This is a genomic window from Yersinia sp. 2541 StPb PI, assembly GCF_052217145.1.
GTDB classification, from domain to species: Bacteria; Pseudomonadota; Gammaproteobacteria; order Enterobacterales; family Enterobacteriaceae; genus Yersinia; species Yersinia enterocolitica_E.
Map to the genome: position 1 here is coordinate 3,290,911 of NZ_JAZGQB010000001.1, position 17,975 is coordinate 3,308,885.

Consider the following 17,975-nt stretch of genomic DNA (forward strand, 5'->3'; position numbering starts at 1 on the left):
TTTTAGAATGTTTCCCAGTTTGCGTTGTTATCCACTCTCGCGCTGGCAGGTGCTGCGGTTAATGGATTTGCCCGTGTTTTCACTGCCGGTTTTACTCGTTCGTCATCTGCCTTTAGTTTAAACACGGCCACCGCCCGGTTTAACTGAGTGGCCTGCTCTTCTAGCGAGGCCGCAGCACGGGAAGCTTGCTGTACTAACGCGGCATTTTGCTGTGTCACACTGTCCATTTCTGCCACCGCTTGTCCGACCTGGCTAATACCTTTGCTCTGTTCATCAGATGCAGAAGCTATCTCACCCATTAAATCGGTCACATTGGTGATGGAACGAACAATTTCATCCATAGTAATACCAGCACTTTCCACCAAGGCCGAACCACTACTGACACGGCTAACCGACTCATTAATCAAGCCATCAATCTCCTTCGCGGCCTGTGCACTGCGTTGTGCAAGATTACGCACCTCGCTGGCAACCACAGCAAAGCCACGACCTTGTTCACCGGCACGGGCGGCTTCAACGGCTGCATTCAGTGCCAAAATGTTAGTCTGAAAAGCAATGCTGTTAATTACCGTCGTGATATCGGCTATTTTCCGCGAACTGGCTGAAATCTCATTCATGGTGTTAACCACATCTGCTACCAATATTCCGCCCTTTTTCGCGGTGGCGGAGGCATTCGCCGCCAGTTGACTGGCATGGTGTGCATTATCAGCATTGTGTTTTACGGTTGCGGTTAACTGCTCCATGCTAGCCGCTGTTTCTTCAAGCGCCGCAGCTTGCTGCTCAGTGCGGGATGACAAATCGGTGTTACCGGCTGAAATCTCGGCTGCACCATGATAGATCCCATCGGTGCTACTACGAATTGCCTGAACAGTATTCACCAAACTGGTTTGTACATCACGCAGCAGCGGGAATAACCGCCCAACACAGTTGCGACCAAAATCAGCAATAGGCAGACCAAGCTGACCAGAAGCAATCACGCGAAAATGCTCGCGAATATCGTCCAGTGGGCGCACCAGGTTGGCAACCAGATAGCGATCTGTTGCCAGTAAAATCACCAGACCGGCGATCAGCGCTGAGATAAGGGTAATGCTGCTCACTTTGGTCAAATGAGAGAATTGATCTTTAGCCACCCCGATAGCTTTTGATGCCGCCTGATTAAACTTTTCAGCCACTGAACCATACTGGCGACTCAATGCAGGTACCGTTTTTTTCGCTAAATCCTGATAAGCGGCGCTGTTATTGTCCATTGCAGCTTGATACAGCGGCGTAACCCCTTGTTCAATTAACCCACTCCATCCATCAATCACGCCGCTAACCAAAGCGGAGTCTAACTGTGCATGGTCAATAGTTTTAAATTCTGCCAACTTTTGTTTCAGGTTTTCCAATGCAACATGGGATGATTTCAATTCTTTGTCAGCATCCACGATATTACCGCTCTGGCGGTAATCTACTGAACGAGACAGACGTGTCACCATACGGAAATATTGATCCGTCCCCTGATTAACCAAATTCATATTTTCAACCAACACAGTATTCGCGTTGGAGGATTGTGTCAGTTGGTTGAGTGATAACAAGGTATAGGCCGATACACCGCCCCAGAGCAGACAAAATGCGCCAAGTACCCAAAGCAATGCCGCCCTGATAGTAATATTTTTTAAAAACTGCATGTTCGTTCCCCTTATATATCGGATAGTTATCGTTAGAGACTCTGGTGTTATTTGATGACCGAAAAGCAATAAAGGACGTTCATACAGCTAACGACAACTCCTTTGCCGGCAGACCTTCATCTGACGGGTTTCCCCCTGGCACCGCAAATTGCAACTATTCAGTTACACAACGGTTATCGGCAATGGAGTTATAAGGTTGAGCGACTCACAAAAATTTAATATCGCATAAACTTGATAAAAGCCTGATGGGGTTCTCTGGCATTATGTCGCCCTATACATGTGTTATAATATTGGGCAGAACGCTCAGTAATTTGCATAACTATTTGAATTTAAAAGGTATTTAGCTATATGGCAACTGTAGGCATTTTCTTTGGCAGCGATACTGGCAATACTGAAAACATTGCCAAGATGATCCAAAAGCAACTGGGCAAAGATGTTGCTGAGGTTCACGACATTGCCAAAAGCAGTAAAGAAGATTTAGAAGGCTTCGATATTTTGCTGATTGGGATCCCAACCTGGTATTACGGCGAAGCGCAGTGTGATTGGGATGATTTCTTCCCAACACTGGAAGAGATCGATTTCAATGGCAAGTTGGTGGCGCTGTTTGGTTGTGGTGACCAGGAAGACTACGCAGAATATTTCTGTGATGCGATGGGTACCGTGCGCGACATCATTGAGCCACGTGGTGCCGCAATCGTGGGCCATTGGCCAACCGCGGGCTACCATTTTGAAGCGTCCAAAGGTCTGGCGGATGACGACCACTTTATTGGTCTGGCAATTGATGAAGACCGTCAGCCAGAACTTACCAATGAGCGGGTTGAGGCATGGGTAAAACAGATTACTGAAGAACTGAGCCTGTCTGAGATAGTGGGTTAATCAAGCCTGTCGGAAACGCTATGGTCGTGTTCAACACTGCCGGGCGTTTCCGTTGCCTTTTATCCTTTTGAGCTGTGCTTTTTGTCATAACGTTGTTTTCTCTCTCTTTAGCTCCCATCCATGGTGAACAGCGCGTCCGGCTATCCGATTGTGCTTTGTTAAGCGGCCCACATATCCACATCTTCCTGCGCGCAAAATGAAAATAAACTGCTACAAATTTGTAACTTTATCCCTCGTCACTGTACACTTAAATGATGTGTTATCCCCATTCATCAATACACTGCATGATTAATCTTACAAAGTGTGCAATTATATCTTTGTTAACAACCACGGTTTTCATTTGGGGCTAGCAGTTCTATAATGAGACGTAATTGTAATTATTGCGCCACGGATGTCATAGGCTGAACAGCCTTAATTTGAAACGATAGTAACAGGACTGAATCCGCATGACTGACAACAACAAAGCCTTAAAAAACGCAGGCCTTAAAGTAACACTGCCCCGGCTTAAAATTCTGGAAGTGTTGCAAGATCCGGCGTGCCACCACGTCAGCGCGGAAGATCTTTATAAAAAGCTGATCGATATTGGTGAAGAGATTGGTTTAGCCACGGTTTACCGCGTACTGAACCAGTTTGATGATGCCGGTATTGTTACCCGCCACAATTTCGAAGGCGGTAAATCAGTCTTTGAGCTGACGCAGCAGCATCATCATGATCACTTGATTTGCCTGGATTGCGGCAAAGTGATTGAGTTTAGCAATGAATCCATTGAATCGCTTCAACGTGAAATTTCTAAACAGCATGGTATCAAGCTGACCAATCACAGTCTGTATCTGTACGGCCATTGTGAGACCGGTGATTGCCGTGAAAACGAGTCGGCACACGATAAAAGATAATGTGCTTTGAAAGCATTATCTTATAAAGATTTTAAGCACTGAATACACTACGGCTTATGTTTAATCCAGATTGATAGGTTCTACTGTTTGGTTAACATAAGCTATCAGCAAGATGGCCACCTTTCCCGTTCTATACCTGAGTATCTCTCGGTTGGGAGTCAGGTGGTCGTTCTTATTTATGTCCTTGATATTTATCCCCTTGGTACTGAAAGCCACTAGAGTGTTAGCGATGTTCTGGGTTCGTTCGCCTGCTAGCTATCTGCAACACCAATAACATTGGGTATCTATCCCGTTATTGTTCTTTCCTGAGTGACAAATTCACTGTTTATCGCCCCCATTTATTGACTCTCCCCCCTTTAGCGAGCTGCATCAATTTTACAGCAAAAAAAACCCCGGACCTGCCGGGGGAAAAACCATCAACTCAACTTCACTTAAATTTGTTTGGCCAAAAAATAAAGCAAACAGGAGATAACATTAGACACAGCTCGATATTACCAATTTTCAGACTTTAACCGACTCAGCACGGCTACTACGCTTACCGTCTGGGCTGGTGGAGCGGATCATCACCTCGCCACTCACGGTAGGTTTTGCCTTCGCATCATACTTCTGCCACTGCTTACCGCCATCAGTTGAATACTCGATAATCAGGCCCGGCAGTGAGATATTGGCTTCCAACTGCCCCGCCACAACCCGAGCACCGGGGACAGGCAGGCGATATGACACACCGGCTTTATCCAGTTTTGCCAGTTCACGTTGGCCCATGATGTTGGCAAAACGTTGCCAATCGATGTCCAACGCCTTGGTATCGACGCTATGCGTCTGGCCACCTTGATATTCGCGGCCCGCTTTGTAATCTTGCTCCCACGAAGCGCGATGCCAGGCACGCTCGGCCAATGGCAACATCCGCGGGAAGATCATGTATTCCATCTGCTCATCAGTGCGGACGGTTTCATTCCATGACTGACCCGAGATGCCATGTACACCCGGCCAAGGTTTATCGCTTTTCGCGCTAAAGTGATTACCATCGCGGTCCACTGAGGTCTCGGCATTCTGCGGCATGTTATCTGGTGCGAAGCTGAATACTTTCGCTTCGTCATTAAAGCGGGTTGCCCAGTAGTAACCGCGTTCATTCGGATTAACTTCATATGGCATATCGAAGTAGACATAATCTGGATTTGACGCGACCACTTCATAACCTTTATTGGCCCAATCATTGATTGAGTCAGCACCACCCCAATAGAGGGTATCCCAGAAGTTGACACCAACGCGTTTAGTGGCAAACGCTTTGGCGTCTTTGGCGTCTTTCAACCCATCCTGCCAAGCCTGCATCTTCTCGATGCCGTGAGCATTAACCAACTTACTGACTTCAATGGCAAAATAGCTGGAAAGATGTTCAACATCCTGCACCTTGCCTTGTTTGACCATATCCTGACAAACTTGTGATTTGGCCCAAGGTTTATCTTCAACACTCTTATCAATAATGCCTTTACCCGCTTCAATCGGCCCGTTTTTGTCCTGATAACCCGCACCCAAACGGATATTTTTCGCTTCATCGCCACCAAAGTGCCAGGTAGTCAGTGGCATACCGGCTTCTTTATGCATCTGCGCCATTTCGCCAATCACTTTATCGACAAACCGCTTAGAAGAGTCGAGGCATGGGTTGAGATAGCTTTTACGCTCATAGAACTGAACTGACGTGGTATTGGAATCATCAGTCGGGTCAAGCAGACGGAATTCGTTAGCTTCTTTTTCTTTGCCCTGTTTCATTAGATTGTTATAACGGGCTTCCATCGACACTACGGCTGCACGGGCGTGTGCTGGCACATCGATTTCAGGGATCACATCAATCTGGCGTGCTTTGGCATATTTCAGAATCTCAATATAATCATCACGAGTGAAATGGCCGCTACCCATATTATTGCTGTCTGGGCCAGAACCCAATTGCGGCAGCAAGCAGGTATTCTCCGTCAAATCGTGACAACGTTTGCTACCAACATCGGTCAATTCGGGCAAGCCTGGGATTTCAATACGCCAGCCTTCATCATCACTTAGATGGAAGTGGAATTTGTTCAGCTTATAAGCTGACATCTGATCAAGTAAGCGCAGCACTGCATCTTTGGTTTTAAAATTACGGCCAACATCGAGGAACACACCCCGGTATTCAAAACGTGGCGCATCTTTCGCCTCAAGAGTGGCAATAGTCTTAGTGCCGTCAGTCGGAACCAACGATAGAATGGATTGCAGGCCATAGAACACGCCGCTCGGATCAAAACCAATAACCTGTGCCCCTTTCTCGCCAATTTTCAGCTCGTAAGCACCGGAAACCGCTAAGTCACCTTTAAACGCGGCAGGTTGAATCACAGTTTTTATCGGGAAACCGGCTGAATTGGCCTTCAGACCCAGTAATTCGAAGCGCTGCTGAGCTGCCTCTGCGGCAGCTTTAGGCAATACACTCAGATCCAGCGCAACCCCGTGACTCAGATCCACATCCTGTTTATAGAGCTTAATCTCCATAGGCGTAGGGATTATTTGCCCACGCAAGTTAGCCACAGATAACGTTTTTACCGCTTCGTTTTTAACAAAGCGTGATTCCGGCGTCATCAGCACATTATTGTCATCTTTGGTGCGTTTCCACTGATCGCCAGTAAACTGTGTCAGATACTCATTGATATCTTCGGTATCGGTATTTTTTAGTACTTTGGGTTTAGCATCGCCAGCAGTGGCATACCAGCGCGGCATAAAGTCAGTGGCAAACAACTGCCAGTATTCGCCAGTAATAGGGATTTCAACCGCTTGATTGGCGGGGAATCCGGTGAATTTGGCGGTAGGTTCAATTTTATGCAAATCGCCCGTCAGATGCGTAATTTTAAACTGGCTATTATCGACGGTCAGAATCTGGCGGATACTATGGAAATAAATAGCCCAGTCTTGGCCGACTATCTCATCCCCGGTGTTGGTCAGAGTAATCATGACTTTATTACATGATGCCCAGTCGGCACCCAGTTTGGCGCAATCAACGCCATTTTCAGCAGCACGGTTATCCAACAATTTATAATTAACTTTCAATGTGCTGAGTTGATCAACAAGTTGTTGATTACGGGTATCAGCATTGGCATATCCCATCAAGCCAAAGGTTGCGGTTATCGCCGCTAAAGCATTTAATTTGAATTTATTCATCACTAACCTCATCCGTAATTAATAACTGCTGCCAAAACGGCTATTGACAGTATTGCTGCTGGCAGCGTTATTGTTAGCTCAATTGCCGTTATCCTGGTCACTTTTATCAGGACTATTATTTATCTGGGTTATTATTACTGCGTATTTCTTGCCACAGCTTCCCGCATTGCGCGTCATAGGCCTGACCATTACCGGTATGTGCAGCATCAATGCAACGCTGGTAATCCAATACTCGAACGGTCTCTTTCTCAGTAAAAGCCTGATGCGCTTTCTCTTGTTTCAGCACATCTAGCACCGCCTTGCAGGGGATCAATCTTTCTGGCGAACCTTCGCTGGCATTGATGCACGCGCTGTAGGCTTGTTTGAGTTTGCTATCTTCCGGTTGAACTGGGGTTTGTGGTGCGCAGGCACTTAATCCCAATACTGTGGTAATAATAAAAAGCATTTTCTTCATGGCGGGTGCTCCATTATGTCCCCGGGTTGGTTACCGGGGATGGCAATCAAAAAGTGGTCAACATCAGAAGATGGTAAAGGGTGCAATCACGATGAATTTAACGTCTTTTTCATCCTGGAATACGTTGCCAAAACCGCCGCCAAAGCTTGGAATATTGGTGTGGTTGTCATACATGGTGTAATGCAGTTTGAAGAGCGTGCCTTTCGCCCGGCCTTCTTGCAGAGTGTAGAGAACATCAAAGTTCCAAGCAGATTCTTTCAGACGCGTATTCTGGTCATAAATTGGGTTAGTACTTGGTTTTGCATCCCAGCCATACGCATAGGAGGTTCCCACTGACCAACCCGCAAGATTCCAGTTTTTCAGGTCATACATCACGCCACCAAACAGCGCTTTTTCGCCGTTGGCGTTGAAATCAGAGCGGGAATCCCACCAAACATCCAAACGGCCATTAGAGGTCGCATAGCCTGGCGTCATACGTTGCAGGAAGTAACCTTGGTTACCGTCAGCTTTGGCCCAGGTACCTTCAAGACGCAAGTCAAATGGCCCGGTGGTGTAGCCCAATGTCAGCGCTTGTAGCCAGGCTAATCCGTCATAGACGTCGTTTACATTGCTGGCACCGCCATCAACTTTATCTTTTGCGCCGTAGAACTGATAAGAGGTACGAAGATCATTGCCAGCCACCGGGAAGGCGTAAGAAGCCTTGGCGAAATACTGGTCCATGTAATCTTTTGCCTGGCCAAATGCCGCTTCCATCACCAGTTTGTTTTTGAAATCGTATTTAGCACCGATTGAGTGCAGGTAACTTACTCCGGTCTTGCCATCAGCCTGGCGGAAGTTGTACATATTCTGATACCAAGGTGCTTTATATTCATCAGTCCACATGTAAGACATGGACAAGGCACCGGCAGTATCAAAATCGAATTTGGCGCCACCTTCAGCCCCACGGTAGGTCCCTGGCATAAAGCTCCAGTGTGGTGCGAGCAGTGTCTGACCCGTTGGCTGGATATAACCACCCCGCGCCCAGAAATCACCTAACTTAAATTTGGCCGCGGCTTTATAAACACTGACGCCACTCTTATCACCGGTCCATTTCTCATCCCAACGGGTTTTAGCGTCACTGAAACCAATTTCGTTTGGCGCTGCCGGGCCACTGTTGGTCATTTCAACTGCGCCGAAAGCAGCCAAGTCAATACCAAACATGTCAGCCGCATAACCGGAAGAGAAATCCAGATTGGCGTTAAAGGTAGAATGGTGCAAGTTGGCGACATATTTGCCGTACTCCGCACTCCCTGGCGTTAAATCTTTACGGTCACGCTGACGCTGCCAATAATAAATCCCACCGGTCAGTGACGAATCATCAATAAAGCCTTTAGCCTTGGCCTCTGGGGCTACCATGAACCCCGTTCCTAACAATGCACCCGCGACTGCGAGCGCCAGCGTTTTACGTTTAGCACCGTGCGTAACCATATGAAAAAATTCCTCTTTGACATCACATTTAAAGTGCGTTGCCTGTGTCCACCACAGCTCACAGGTTTAGCCTCAAAAAAACCCTAGTGGGTAAAATTTTTGCTGGGGAGAAATAACCACCAGCCATTACTGCTAAAAAACTTCTGTTGCGAAAAACAACCGCTCTGTAGATTGCTGCTGCCACACAGACTATTTTTCGCGACGCGAATTATCAATTAAAAATAACGCTAATTATTCAAAGTATGACAACGAGCACATAACTGTGAAAAAATATTACAGAGTTCACAAAAGCTTTAAAAACAATGCATAACGTCATATTCTTAATTATAAATCTTCTCTCATTGACATATTGAATGGTTTCAGCCGATGCAATAAAGCCTGCGTTTTCTCTCCATGAAATAGGGATTTTTCCTCAGTTAATTCGTAAAGCGAATATTTAAGAAAGACTTACAGACAGCCGCTTTGTTGCTAAAAAAAGGAGCAATATGTCGACATTGACCAGGGGATAAAACGCAGAAGTGGAAAAGAGAAAGGGAGTCATTAGTGTTTAGTACAATAAACAATTTCAGTTTTATTTCTAATAAACCTAGTGTGCAACCAGACAACGCACAGCTATCTGGATGAACTTACGCAGTCATGTGATTTGGGTGAATACCCATTGTTAACATCAAATTTGCAGGAAATCAGGGCATAAAAAAAGCGTGGACTAAGCCACGCCAATTCTACTGTTCTGAGTGAGAACTAAAACTTAACTGGTCGCTTTTGCCGCCCAGGTATCACGCAAACCGACAGTACGGTTAAATACCAAGGCATCAGGGCGTGAATAGCGGCTATCGGCACAGAAATAACCTTCACGTTCAAATTGATAGGTTCGCTCTGGAACCGCATCAACCAAACCTGGTTCAACAAAACCCTGACGGATAATCAACGACTCAGGATTGATGGTAGACAAGAAGTCTTCCGCCGCCGCAGGGTTTGGTACGCTAAACAGACGGTCATACAGGCGAATTTCTGCCGGCAATGCATGCTTAACAGAAACCCAATGAATAACGCCTTTAACTTTGCGGCCATCGGCTGGATCTTTGTTTAAGGTTTCTGCGTCATAACTGCAATAAAGCGTAGTCACATTGCCTTCTGCGTCCTTTTCGACACGTTCAGCTTTGATAACATAGGCATTACGTAAGCGCACTTCTTTGCCTAGCACCAAACGCTTGTACTGTTTATTGGCTTCTTCACGGAAGTCGGCGCGATCGATATAAAGCTCGCTATCGAAAGGAACCTGACGCGTGCCCATCTCCGGGTTATTCGGGTGATTTGGCATAGTCAGCCACTCTTCCCCGGCCACACGATTTTCAATAATCACCTTGATTGGGTCAAGAACCGCCATGGCCCGTGGGGCATTTTCGTTGAGATCATCACGGATACAAGACTCCAGTGACATCATTTCAACGTTGTTATCCTGCTTGGTCACCCCAATACGGCGGCAGAACTCCCGGATGGAAGCCGCGGTGTAGCCACGGCGACGCAAACCAGAAATCGTTGGCATACGTGGATCATCCCAGCCTTCCACGACTTTCTCGGTCACCAATTGATTCAGCTTACGCTTAGACATAATGGCGTATTCTAGATTCAGGCGAGAGAATTCATACTGACGCGGATGACATTCGATAGAGATATTATCCAGCACCCAATCATATAAGCGGCGGTTATCCTGGAATTCCAGCGTACAGAGTGAATGGGTGATCCCTTCAATCGCATCAGAAATACAATGGGTAAAGTCATACATCGGGTAGATGCACCACTTGTTACCAGACTGATGGTGTTCGGCAAACTTAATACGATACAGCACCGGGTCACGCATCACGATAAACGGTGACGCCATATCGATTTTGGCACGCAGACACGCAGTTCCCTCAGCAAAACCACCAGCACGCATCTTTTCAAACAGCGCCAGATTCTCTTCCACACTGCGATCACGGTACGGGCTATTTTTCCCCGGCGCAGTCAGTGTGCCGCGATATTCGCGCATCTGCTCAGCGGTTAACTCATCGACATACGCCAGGCCCTTATTAATCAGCTCGACAGCGTACAGGTACAGTTGGTCGAAATAGTCTGAGGAGTAACGCACATCACCGCTCCAGGTGAAGCCTAGCCACTCTACATCGTGTTTAATCGACTCGACGAACTCGACGTCTTCTTTCACCGGGTTGGTGTCGTCGAAACGCAAATTACACTGACCCTGATAATCTTGTGCGATGCCAAAGTTCAGGCAGATAGATTTGGCATGACCAATATGCAGGTAGCCATTTGGCTCTGGCGGAAAGCGGGTATGAACCGACGTGTGTTTACCGCTGGCTAAATCTTCGTCAATTATCTGACGGATAAAATTACTCGGGCGGGCTTCTGCCTCACTCATTGTTCTATTCCTCAATGCAAACGCAACAAATATAACCGCATATAATCCAACAAGCCCGACTTGGAAACAACCGTTTGTTACAGGAAACAAAACAAAAAAACGGGAAGAGATCGCTCTCTTCCCGCTGATTTGATTAAAACTCAGTCCGGTCATTCAATACATAAGTACTCTACTACCGCGAATTCTATACTCTAAATAATACGAGTTGCAGGAAGGCGGCAAGCGAATGAATCCCGATGAGCTTACTGTAGTAAGTGATTCGGGTGATTGAACGCAGCCAACGTACATGCAGCTTGAAGTATGACGAGTATAAGCCAATTATTTGCTCTGAATCTCAAACAACGGGCTTTGACCGGCAACAACAGAGCTGCCTGCCAATACCGAGATACCGGCATAATCATCAATATTGCTTACCACAACCGGGCTAATCATTGAGCGCGCATTGGCGTTCAGATAAGCCAGGTCCAGTTCCAATATCGGTTGACCGGCAACGACAGTGGCTCCCTCGTCAACCAGACGAGCAAAGCCCTGACCGTTCAGTTTTACCGTATCAATCCCGATATGAACCACAATTTCTGCGCCGGTTTCAGTTTCCAGACAGAATGCATGGTCAGTATTGAAGATTTTTACGATAGTCCCGTTCGCTGGAGAAACCACCATTTTATCAGTAGGACGGATGGCAACACCCTCACCGACTGCTTTGCTGGCAAAAGCTTCATCAGGAACCTGATCCAGTGCGACAACATCACCGGTAATAGGCGAAACCAGTACCAGAGAGGCTGTTTTAGTGGTGTTAATAACCGCCTGAGGCTTAACGTCTGCGGGTGCCACAGAACTGCTGGTGGCGGCAGGAACCGAACCACCTGCCAACACAGTACGCATGGCCGAAGCAATCAATTCTGCGCGGGTACCCACAATGATTTGCACACTTTGTTTATTCAGACGAATGACACCTGACGCACCTAAGCGCTTGGCAACACTGTCATTAACCTGGGCAGAATCTTTTACGTTCAGACGTAGGCGGGTGATGCAGGCATCAATGGCAGTCAGGTTATCTGAACCACCGATAGCACCAATATAGCGACGCGCTAAACCGTTGATTTCACTTTCGTTTACTGCTGGGGTGTTATCAACATTGACGTCATAACCATCTTCTTCACTGCCTTCAACTGCCAATTCACGCCCAGGTGTCAGCAAGTTGAATTTCTGGATGGTGAAACGGAACACCACGTAGTAAATGGCGAAGAACACCAAACCTTGTGGGATCAGCATATACCACTGTGTGGCTAGCGGGTTGCGAGAAGAGAGCACCATATCCACTAAACCGGCGCTGAAACCAAAGCCGGCAATCCAATGCATGCTGGCAGCAATGAACACCGAAATACCGGTCAGCACGGCGTGCAAGAAGTACAGTACCGGTGCGACAAACATGAAGGAGAATTCAAGTGGTTCGGTGATACCAGTGAAGAAAGCTGCAAATGCACCCGCCAACATGATACCAGCCACTTTCGCTCTATTTTCAGGACGCGCGCAGTGATAAATCGCCAACGCCGCACCCGGTAAACCAAACATCATGATTGGGAAGAAGCCAGCCTGATAACGGCCAGTGATACCCACAACAGCTTTACCAGAATCGATAGATTGTTGGCCACCGAGGAAGTTAGGAATATCGTTAATACCAGCAACGTCAAACCAGAACACTGAGTTCAGGGCATGGTGCAGGCCGACTGGGATAAGCAAGCGGTTGAAGAAGGCATAGATACCCGCCCCCACTGAACCCATATCTTTGATGTATTCGCCGAAGGTCACCAGCGCGTTATAAATCAGTGGCCAAACGTACATCAGAATGAAGGCAACCACGATCATCAGGAAGGACGTCAGAATTGGAACCAGACGGCGGCCGCTGAAGAAGGAGAGTGCTTTTGGCAATTCAACGCTGCTAAAGCGGTTGTACAACTCAGCAGAGATAATACCCACCAGAATACCCACGAACTGGTTGTTGATTTTACCAAAAGCTGCCGGCACCTGATCAACCGGGATCTTTTGAATCATCGACACCGCAGCAGGCGAGCACAGCGTGGTTAATACCAGGAAACCTACAAAGCCGGTCAGTGCAGCCGCACCGTCTTTGTCTTTTGACATACCGTAAGCAACACCAATTGCGAACAGCACGGACATGTTGTCGATAATCGCCGCACCGGATTTGATAAATAATGCCGCCAGTGCATTATCACCACCCCAGCTTACCGGATCGATCCAATAGCCTACGCCCATCAGTATCGCGGCTGCTGGTAGTGTGGCCACTGGGACCATCAAGGCCCGGCCCACTTTTTGTAAGTAACTAAGAATATTCACCTTTCCCCCTATTCGTCCGCTATCGGACCCTTTAAGTAGTTTATTTAATTGACTCACTACCTTTTAGAAAAACGCATGGCACACTTTTTATTTATTCACGGCACGTATTACTCATTGCGGAGTGTAAAAAAATTATTTCGTAACGCAAATTAAAACCCCCTATTCTGTGATAAATGTCACCAAAAACTAGTGAAAAAGCACCAATGCACTAGCCACGATACAAAACTTATTTTATCATTCGAAAAATGAACAAAGCATTGTACCAACGCATGAGTCAAAATCTGGGTTACGCTTAGCTGATGATTCAAATCGCGTAGAGTATAGCCACTATTCGCAATCCAAGAGGTGCAAGATGAGACTTATCCCACTGAAAAACACCACCGAAGTTGGTAAATGGGCAGCACGTCATATCGTTAGCCGTATCAACGCATTTAAACCAACCGCTGAGCGCCCATTTGTATTGGGTCTGCCAACCGGTGGCACACCGATGGAAGCATACAAACATTTGGTTGCGATGCACAAAGCCGGTGACGTCAGTTTTAAAAACGTTGTTACATTCAATATGGACGAATATGTCGGTTTGCCACAAGAACACCCCGAAAGTTACTACACCTTCATGCACTCCAATTTCTTCGATCATGTTGATATCCCAGCCGAGAACATCAACCTGTTAAATGGCAACGCGCCAGATATCGATGAAGAATGTCGTCGTTACGAAGAAAAAATTAAGTCTTACGGTAAAATTAACCTGTTTATGGGTGGCGTGGGCGTTGACGGTCACATCGCATTTAATGAACCGGCATCGTCTTTGGCATCCCGTACTCGTATCAAAACGCTAACGCAAGAAACCCGCATCGCTAACTCCCGCTTCTTTGGTGGTGATGCAAACCTCGTGCCGAAATATGCGCTTACAGTAGGTGTAGGTACCTTGCTGGATGCGGAAGAAGTGATGATTCTGGTCACTGGCCACGGTAAAGCACAAGCCTTGCAAGCTGCGGTCGAAGGTAGCATCAACCACATGTGGACCATCAGTTGCCTACAACTGCATGCCAAAGCCATCATGGTGTGTGATGAACCTTCCACTATGGAATTGAAGGTTAAAACTGTAAAATACTTCCACGAATTGGAAGCTGAAAATATCAAAGGTCTGTAACAGTCATCAGGGGGCTAAGATGTACGCTTTAACTCACGGCCGTATTTATACCAGCCACGAAGTACTGGATAATCATGCTGTTGTCGTGGCTGATGGATTGATCGAACGTATCTGTCCTGCCGCTGAACTTCCGGCTGATATTGAGGTGCGCGATTTGGGTGGCGCCATTCTGGCCCCCGGTTTTATTGATGTGCAGTTAAATGGCTGCGGCGGCGTGCAATTCAATGATTCTCTCGAAGCTATCTCCGAAGAGACATTGGATATCATGCAGCGCGCGAATGAAAAGTCTGGTTGCACCAGCTTCCTGCCAACACTCATCACATGTAGTGATGAGTTTATGAAGCACGGCATTAATGTCATGCGTTCATACCTGCAAAAAAACCAACATAAAGCGTTGGGTCTGCATCTGGAGGGGCCATATCTTAGCCCGCTCAAGAAAGGCACACATAACCCAGCGTTTATTCGCAAACCAACCGCAGAGATGATTGATTATCTGTGTGCAAATGCGGATGTGATTACCCAATTCACTCTGGCACCAGAGATGGTTGATGACAAATACATTCGCCAGTTGACTGAAGCCGGTATTTTGGTTTCAGCCGGTCACTCGAATGCCACTTATCAGCAAGCCCGCCAAGGCTTTGCGGCCGGTATCCGCTTTGCGACACATCTGTATAATGCCATGCCATACATCACCGGGCGTGAACCCGGCCTGATCGGAGCGATTTTTGATACGCCGGAAATCTACACCGGGGTGATAGCAGATGGCCTGCATGTCGACTGGGCCAATATTCGCAACGCAAAACGTCTGAAAGGTGACAAGCTGGTACTGGTAACTGATGCTACCGCTCCGGCGGGTGCTGAAATTGATCAATTTATTTTTGCTGGCAAAACAATATACTATCGCGATGGTTTATGTGTGGATGAGAATGGCACATTAAGCGGTTCAGCACTGACGATGATCGAAGCGGTACAAAATAGTGTGGAACACGTTGGCATCGCACTGGACGAAACATTGCGTATGGCGACACTGTATGCGGCCCGCGCTATTGGCGTGGATAAGCAGTTAGGGAGTATTGAAGTCGGCAAAGTGGCCAACCTGACTGCCTTTACCCGCGATTATAAAATCACTAAAACCATCGTTAACGGTAACGAGGTTTTAAAATAAGCGAGTAATTTTATTGATGAGCACCGGCGGACAGTCACAAATTGGTAATGTGGATCTTGTGAAACAACTCAATGGTGCCGTTGTTTACCGGCTTATTGATCAGCAAGGCCCGATCTCGCGCATTCAGATTGCCGATCTCAGCCAACTCGCCCCCGCCAGTGTCACCAAAATTACGCGTCAGCTGCTGGAACGGGGGCTTATCAAGGAAGTTGATCAGCAAGCCTCTACCGGCGGTCGCCGTGCTATATCTATAGTGACAGAAAACCGCCAGTTCCATACCATTGCGGTGCGCCTGGGCCGCCATGATGCGACTATTACCCTGTTTGATATGAGCGGTAAATCACTGGGTGAAGAACATTATTCGCTACCTGAACGCACGCAAGAAACGCTGGAACACGCGCTGTTTACTATTATCAGTCAGTTTATCGAAGCCTATCAGCGCAAATTGCGTGAGCTGATTGCCATTGCGGTTATCCTCCCAGGCCTGGTTGAACCGCACAAAGGTATCGTGCGCTATATGCCCCATATCAGTGTCAGCAACTGGCCATTAGTCGAAAATCTGCAAAATCGTTTTAATGTCACCAGTTTTGTTGGCCACGATATTCGTAGTTTGGCACTGGCGGAGCACTACTTTGGTGCAACTCGTGACTGTGAAGACTCCATCTTGGTTCGTCTGCATCGTGGTACCGGTGCGGGTATTATCGTTAACAGCCAGATATTCTTGGGCAGTAACGGTAACGTGGGTGAAATCGGTCATATCCAGATTGATCCATTGGGTGAGCGCTGTTATTGCGGCAATTTTGGCTGCCTGGAAACGGTTGCCTCCAATGCAGCCATTGAAAATCGAGTGCGCCACCTGCTCGCTCAGGGCTACCCAAGCAAATTAACGTTGGATGATTGTCATATCGGCGCTATCTGCAAAGCGGCTAACCGGGGTGACTTGCTGGCAAGCGAAGTGATTGAGCACGTGGGCCGCTATCTGGGCAAAGCCATTTCTATCGCCATCAACTTATTTAATCCGCAAAAAGTCGTTATTGCGGGTGAAATCATTGAAGCCGATAAAATCCTACTGCCAGCCATTCAGAGTTGCATCAATACACAAGTATTGAAAAACTTCCGCCTGAATCTGCCTATCGTGACGTCGCAGCTTGATCATCAGTCTGCAATTGGTGCTTTTGCTCTGGCTAAGCGCGCCATGTTGAACGGTGTATTATTGCAACGCCTGCTGGAAAGCTAACGCGTAGATGCAAATAAGGCAACGGCAGGGGTAAACGTCTTATCGGTCATGTTATAGTGGACCATTGCCGTGCAAAAATGAGTAATATAATACCCTTCTGACTTGAGGCTGCTGCTCTCACTGACCCGAATACTGACCAGCGTCAGCGCATCGGGATGCACTCATTTGCTGCCTAACTGTAACTCCAATTAATTTGGGTTTAACCATGACAATTAAAAGCGTTATTTGCGATATCGATGGTGTGTTGTTACATGATAATAAAGCGATACCGGGCGCTAACGACTTTCTGGCCCGGATCCAAAATGCCGGAATGCCGCTGGTTATTCTGACCAACTATCCGTCACAAACCGCGCAGGATCTGGCTAACCGCTTCAGTTCTGCTGGGTTGGACGTACCCGAAAGCGCCTTTTATACCTCGGCGATGGCGACTGCCGACTTCCTGCGCAATCAGGAAGGTAAAAAGGCCTATGTTGTGGGTGAAGGTGCATTAGTGCACGAACTCTATAAAGCTGGCTTTACCATCACCGATATCAATCCTGATTTTGTTATTGTTGGTGAAACCCGTTCCTATAACTGGGACATGATGCATAAAGCCGCCTATTTTGTCGCCAATGGTGCGCGTTTTATTGCCACCAACCCCGATAGCCACGGGCACGGGTTTGCTCCGGCGTGTGGCGCATTGTGCGCACCTATTGAGAAAATCTCCGGTCGCAAGCCGTTTTATGTGGGCAAGCCCAGCCCGTGGATCATTCGCGCGGCGCTGAATAAAATGCATGCCCATTCAGAAAGCACGGTAATTGTCGGTGATAACCTACGTACCGATATTCTGGCCGGTTTCCAGGCTGGGTTGAAAACGATTTTGGTCCTGTCCGGTGTTTCAACGCTAACAGATATTGAAGCCATGCCATTTCGCCCGAACTACGTTTTCTCTTCCGTGGTTGATATCAATATTATCTAATCTCTGTTGGCGGTCATGTCATGGCCGCCACTCTCTTTTTTGCCCCCACCCCCTTTAGCGCTATGCCTTTTTTTAGTGCAGTGCACCAAAGTTTCTTGCCATTACGCCCTATTTTGGCGCATTTTCTTTTATAGCCTTCGTCCTTGAAGCTGCTGGGGTG

General features: G+C 47.3%; 12 protein-coding genes. 6 read left to right on the forward strand and 6 right to left on the reverse strand.

Going from position 1 to position 17,975, the window contains the following annotated elements; translation table 11 throughout:
• Positions 1-2: 2 nt before the first annotated feature.
• Entirely contained in the window at positions 3-1,664 is a 1,662-nt protein-coding gene (locus V1953_RS14880; protein ID WP_083159632.1) for a methyl-accepting chemotaxis protein, read from the reverse strand.
• A 348-nt stretch (positions 1,665-2,012) separates the two neighbouring features.
• On the opposite strand from V1953_RS14880, the gene fldA reads away from it, so the two are divergent.
• Together fldA and fur are read left to right on the forward strand one after the other, a co-directional pair.
• Positions 2,013-2,540, forward strand: coding sequence for a flavodoxin FldA (fldA, locus tag V1953_RS14885; RefSeq protein ID WP_083159633.1), 528 nt, complete (start codon positions 2,013-2,015; stop codon positions 2,538-2,540).
• Between the two features lie 446 nt (positions 2,541-2,986).
• On the forward strand, positions 2,987-3,433 hold the full coding sequence (fur, locus tag V1953_RS14890; RefSeq protein ID WP_083159634.1) for a ferric iron uptake transcriptional regulator: 447 nt from the start codon (positions 2,987-2,989) through the stop codon (positions 3,431-3,433).
• A gap of 501 nt (positions 3,434-3,934) precedes the next feature.
• On the opposite strand, the gene V1953_RS14895 is transcribed toward fur, so the two are convergent.
• The 5 genes from V1953_RS14895 to nagE all read right to left on the reverse strand — a co-directional run bounded on the left by V1953_RS14895 (position 3,935) and on the right by nagE (position 13,302).
• Positions 3,935-6,610: a beta-N-acetylhexosaminidase gene (locus tag V1953_RS14895; RefSeq protein ID WP_083159635.1), complete on the reverse strand. Its 2,676-nt coding sequence runs from the start codon at positions 6,608-6,610 to the stop codon at positions 3,935-3,937.
• Positions 6,611-6,725: 115 nt separating this feature from the next.
• Positions 6,726-7,064, reverse strand: a complete 339-nt coding sequence (chiQ, locus tag V1953_RS14900) for a ChiQ/YbfN family lipoprotein (protein WP_083159636.1) — start codon at positions 7,062-7,064, stop codon at positions 6,726-6,728.
• A gap of 63 nt (positions 7,065-7,127) precedes the next feature.
• The gene (gene chiP, locus V1953_RS14905; protein ID WP_083159637.1) at positions 7,128-8,531 is read right to left on the reverse strand and encodes a chitoporin ChiP; all 1,404 of its coding nucleotides are present in this window, start codon (positions 8,529-8,531) and stop codon (positions 7,128-7,130) included.
• A gap of 748 nt (positions 8,532-9,279) precedes the next feature.
• Positions 9,280-10,947 (reverse strand): glutamine--tRNA ligase, encoded by a 1,668-nt coding sequence (glnS, locus tag V1953_RS14910; RefSeq protein ID WP_442851084.1) that lies wholly within the window; start codon positions 10,945-10,947, stop codon positions 9,280-9,282.
• Between the two features lie 318 nt (positions 10,948-11,265).
• Positions 11,266-13,302 carry an N-acetylglucosamine-specific PTS transporter subunit IIBC gene (gene nagE / locus V1953_RS14915; protein ID WP_083159639.1) on the reverse strand — a complete coding sequence of 679 codons (2,037 nt, stop codon included), beginning with the start codon at positions 13,300-13,302 and terminating at the stop codon, positions 11,266-11,268.
• Positions 13,303-13,654: 352 nt separating this feature from the next.
• Between nagE and nagB the strand changes: the two genes are divergently transcribed.
• The 4 genes from nagB (at position 13,655) to V1953_RS14935 (ending at position 17,815) form a co-directional block, all read left to right on the forward strand.
• Positions 13,655-14,455 carry a glucosamine-6-phosphate deaminase gene (gene nagB, locus V1953_RS14920; RefSeq protein WP_083159640.1) on the forward strand — a complete coding sequence of 267 codons (801 nt, stop codon included), beginning with the start codon at positions 13,655-13,657 and terminating at the stop codon, positions 14,453-14,455.
• A 19-nt stretch (positions 14,456-14,474) separates the two neighbouring features.
• Positions 14,475-15,620: an N-acetylglucosamine-6-phosphate deacetylase gene (gene nagA, locus V1953_RS14925; RefSeq protein ID WP_083159641.1), complete on the forward strand. Its 1,146-nt coding sequence runs from the start codon at positions 14,475-14,477 to the stop codon at positions 15,618-15,620.
• 16 nt (positions 15,621-15,636) lie between these two features.
• Complete coding sequence (nagC, locus tag V1953_RS14930) at positions 15,637-16,857, forward strand: DNA-binding transcriptional regulator NagC (protein WP_193784698.1); 1,221 nt, start codon at positions 15,637-15,639, stop codon at positions 16,855-16,857.
• Positions 16,858-17,062: 205 nt separating this feature from the next.
• Positions 17,063-17,815 carry an HAD-IIA family hydrolase gene (locus V1953_RS14935; protein ID WP_032908027.1) on the forward strand — a complete coding sequence of 251 codons (753 nt, stop codon included), beginning with the start codon at positions 17,063-17,065 and terminating at the stop codon, positions 17,813-17,815.
• The last annotated feature ends 160 nt before the right edge of the window (positions 17,816-17,975 follow it).